Below are 3,613 nucleotides of genomic sequence, written 5' to 3'. Positions count from 1 at the left end.
TACAACAAAATTTTCGGCGGCAGCGTCTTTTGTGTAAAAGAGACTGGAGGACCTCGTCCTCCGTGACGCCCCGCCCCACTCCCACCGCTCGGCTCCCCACCGCCCCGTTCCCCACCGCTCTACTCCGTGAGCCGGAGCGCCTTGAGGACCCCGGGGCTCAGGGCCACGTCGTTGTCGTTCCCGGCGACCGCCCGCCGGCCGTCGCCGCCCACGCCGTACCAGCCCTGCGTGGTGTTCACCAGGACGTACCCGCCGTCGCCGCTCTCCTCCAGCAGCAGGACGTACTCCTTGCCCTCCGTGAGCCCGGCCGTCTCGGGCCCGGAGCCCGGGGTGGTGTACGCGACCTCGATCGAGTCGCCCGGGGTGCTCCCCTTGGCGGTCGCGAGCACGTCCGCCGTCGCGACGGTCGTCCTGACGTCGTCGGTGTCCTCCTCCCGGCCGGCGCCGAGCCTCGCCCGTACGATCACGGTCGCGACGCCCTCCAGCCGGTCGGTGGTCCCGAAGTACGGCTCGTCGGCGACGGCCCCGCCCCCCGGACCCGCGCCCGGACCCGCGCCGGGTCCCGCCGGGTCGCCCGGCAGCAGGAGGAGGGTGGCACCGCCGATGACCCCGGCGGCCGCGCACGCGACGACGGCCGTCAGGAGGGCGCGCCGGGGCTGCCTGCGGGCGGCCACCGTACGGAGAGGGCGCGTCCCCTCGTCCACGGGCCCCACCAGAGCGGCGAGTTCGGCCGCCGCGCGCGGCGACAGCTCCCCGGGCTCCGGGGGCGGCACGGGGTTGACGTTCCGGATCATCGATTTCACGCGCATCACAGTGACTCCTCGGGCAGGTCGTAGACATCACGGAACGCTTTGCGGGCCCGGTGCAGCCGCACCCACACCGCGGGCGCCGAACACCCCAGCGCCTGACCGGCCTCGGCGGCGCTCAGCCCGTCCCAGTAGCTCAGCAGCAGCACCTCGCGGTGGTGGGACGGCAGCCGGTCGAGCGCGTCGAGGACGGCCTCGTCCGGCCCGGAGGCGGGGGTACGGTCCAGCTCGTCGCCGATCCGGCGGTGCAGCTCCGTCAGCCGCTCCATCGAGCGGTAGTGGTTGCTCAGCAGATTCCGCGCGGTGACGAACAGCCAGCCCGTACCGACCTCCTGGCCGTCCGTCATGCGCTCCCAGGCCGTACGGAAGACCTCGGCGGTCAGCTCCTCGGCCGCCGCCCGGTCCCCCGACCTCCGGTGCACGAAGGCGGACACCCGCGGGTGGTCACGGACGTACAAGGCGGTGAACCGCGCGGCGCGGTCCCGCTCGCTCCCGGTCTTCAAGGTCTCCACACCCCATAGATGTCATGGACCGGGCGCATCCTTACATCCCTGGCCCAGGAACTTGTGCCCGTACCGCGGGAGACCGGGAAGCCCGGGACACCGCCCCCGCCGGCGTTCCCCCGATGTCCGCCGGAAGGCCCGGGACAACGGAAATAGCCCGGGGGCGGCACCCCTTCGGAAGCCGAAGCTCCGAGAAGGGATGCCGCCCCCGGTCAGGACGGTCGATCGACCGGCCGTCCGGACGCGGCGGGCGTCCGGGCGGCCTCGGGCCGATCAGAAGTCCATGTCACCGCCCGGCATGCCGCCGCCGGCCGGGGCCGCGCCGGCCTTCTCCGGCTTGTCGGCGATGACGGCCTCGGTGGTGAGGAACAGCGCGGCGATGGACGCGGCGTTCTGGAGAGCGGAGCGCGTGACCTTCGCCGGGTCGATGATGCCCTCGGCGATCATGTCGACGTACTCGCCGGTCGCGGCGTTCAGGCCATGACCGACCGTCAGGTTGCGGACCTTCTCCACGACGACGCCGCCCTCAAGACCACCGTTGACGGCGATCTGCTTGAGCGGGGCCTCCAGCGCGAGCTTGACGGCCTGCGCGCCGGTCGCCTCGTCGCCCGTCAGCTCAAGCTTCTCGAAGACCGAGGAAGCCTGGAGCAGAGCCACGCCACCACCGGCGACGATGCCCTCCTCGACGGCGGCCTTGGCGTTGCGCACCGCGTCCTCGATGCGGTGCTTGCGCTCCTTCAGCTCGACCTCGGTCGCGGCACCGGCCTTGATGACGGCCACGCCGCCGGCCAGCTTCGCCAGGCGCTCCTGGAGCTTCTCGCGGTCGTAGTCCGAGTCGCTGTTCTCGATCTCGGCACGGATCTGGCTGACACGGCCCGCGACCTGGTCGCTGTCGCCGCCACCGTCGACGATGGTCGTCTCGTCCTTGGTGATGACGACGTTGCGGGCGCGGCCGAGCAGGTCGAGACCGGCGTTCTCCAGCTTGAGGCCGACCTCCTCGGAGATGACCGTGCCGCCGGTGAGGATGGCGATGTCGTTCAGCATCGCCTTGCGGCGGTCACCGAAGCCCGGGGCCTTGACGGCGACGGACTTGAAGGTGCCCTTGAGCTTGTTGACGACCAGGGTCGACAGGGCCTCGCCCTCGACGTCCTCGGCGATGATCAGCAGGGGCTTGCCGGACTGGATGACCTTCTCCAGCAGGGGAAGGAGGTCCTTCACGCTGCCGATCTTGGAGTTGGCGATCAGGATGTACGGGTCGTCGAGCGACGCCTCCATACGCTCCATGTCCGTGGCGAAGTACGCCGAGATGTAGCCCTTGTCGAAGCGCATGCCCTCGGTGAGCTCAAGCTCCAGACCGAAGGTCTGCGACTCCTCGACGGTGATGACGCCTTCCTTGCCGACCTTGTCCATCGCCTCGGCGATGAGCTCGCCGATCTGGGTGTCGGCGGCGGAGATGGAGGCCGTCGAAGCGATCTGCTCCTTGGTCTCCACGTCCTTGGCCTGCTCCAGCAGGGCGCCGGAGACGGCCTCGACGGCCTTCTCGATGCCGCGCTTGAGGGCCATCGGGTTGGCGCCGGCCGCCACGTTGCGCAGGCCCTCGCGGACGAGCGCCTGGGCGAGGACGGTCGCGGTGGTCGTACCGTCACCGGCGACGTCGTCCGTCTTCTTGGCGACTTCCTTGACCAGCTCGGCGCCGATCTTCTCGTACGGGTCCTCGAGCTCGATCTCCTTGGCGATGGACACACCATCGTTGGTGATCGTGGGGGCGCCCCACTTCTTCTCGAGGACGACGTTGCGGCCCTTGGGACCAAGGGTGACCTTGACGGCGTCGGCGAGCTGGTTCATCCCGCGCTCGAGACCGCGCCGTGCCTCCTCGTCGAACGCGATGATCTTGGCCATGTGAAGTGGTCCTCCCGGACGGATGGGGTCTCCCCTGCTCGAACGCAGTTGAGAGCTTGGGGAAGGATTGCTCCGGACCGCGCTGGCGCCCGCGACGGACGGCCTTGAGAGTCGGCGGTTCCTTGCCCCGCCGGCTCTTCGGGCCTCACCGACCCGGTCCTTAAGTTGTCACTCTCACGTGCAGAGTGCTAACGCCAATAATTAGCACTCGACCCCCGAGAGTGCAAGCGCCTCCGGAGGTGCCGCCCGCGGGGCGTCCGCCGGAAGGACACGGCGAGGACGCGGCGAGGACGCCGGATGGAAGCCGGGTGGATGCCAAGGGGAAGCCGGGTGGAAGCCAGGGTGGAAGCCGAGGGGATCACGCATGAGGGGCGGGGCGGCGCCGAAGGGGGTGGTGGGGCGCCT

At 70.4% G+C, this 3,613-nt stretch carries 3 protein-coding genes; all 3 read right to left on the bottom strand.

Annotated elements, in window-relative coordinates:
• Positions 1 to 119: 119 nt before the first annotated feature.
• Complete coding sequence (locus tag ACFXPK_RS30575; protein WP_385080361.1) at positions 120 to 809, bottom strand: hypothetical protein; 690 nt, start codon at positions 807 to 809, stop codon at positions 120 to 122.
• Positions 809 to 1,318, bottom strand: a complete 510-nt coding sequence (locus ACFXPK_RS30570) for an RNA polymerase sigma factor (protein ID WP_385007687.1) — start codon at positions 1,316 to 1,318, stop codon at positions 809 to 811. The genes ACFXPK_RS30575 and ACFXPK_RS30570 overlap by 1 nt, the downstream gene beginning before the upstream one ends.
• A gap of 264 nt (positions 1,319 to 1,582) precedes the next feature.
• Positions 1,583 to 3,208: a chaperonin GroEL gene (groL, locus tag ACFXPK_RS30565; protein WP_385007689.1), complete on the bottom strand. Its 1,626-nt coding sequence runs from the start codon at positions 3,206 to 3,208 to the stop codon at positions 1,583 to 1,585.
• Positions 3,209 to 3,613: the final 405 nt, after the last annotated feature.

Origin of the sequence: Streptomyces sp. NPDC059142 (assembly GCF_042755665.1) — a bacterium.
Lineage (GTDB): Bacteria > Actinomycetota > Actinomycetes > Streptomycetales > Streptomycetaceae > Streptomyces.
The sequence above is the reverse complement of the archived record's forward strand: the minus strand, read 5'-3'. Positions and strand labels throughout refer to the sequence as shown.

Coding starts and splice junctions, on each gene's coding strand:
- ACFXPK_RS30575 (WP_385080361.1), bottom strand. CDS start 809: ATGCGCGTGAAATCGATGATCCGGAACGTCAACCCCGTGCCGCCCCCG.
- groL (WP_385007689.1), bottom strand. CDS start 3,208: ATGGCCAAGATCATCGCGTTCGACGAGGAGGCACGGCGCGGTCTCGAG.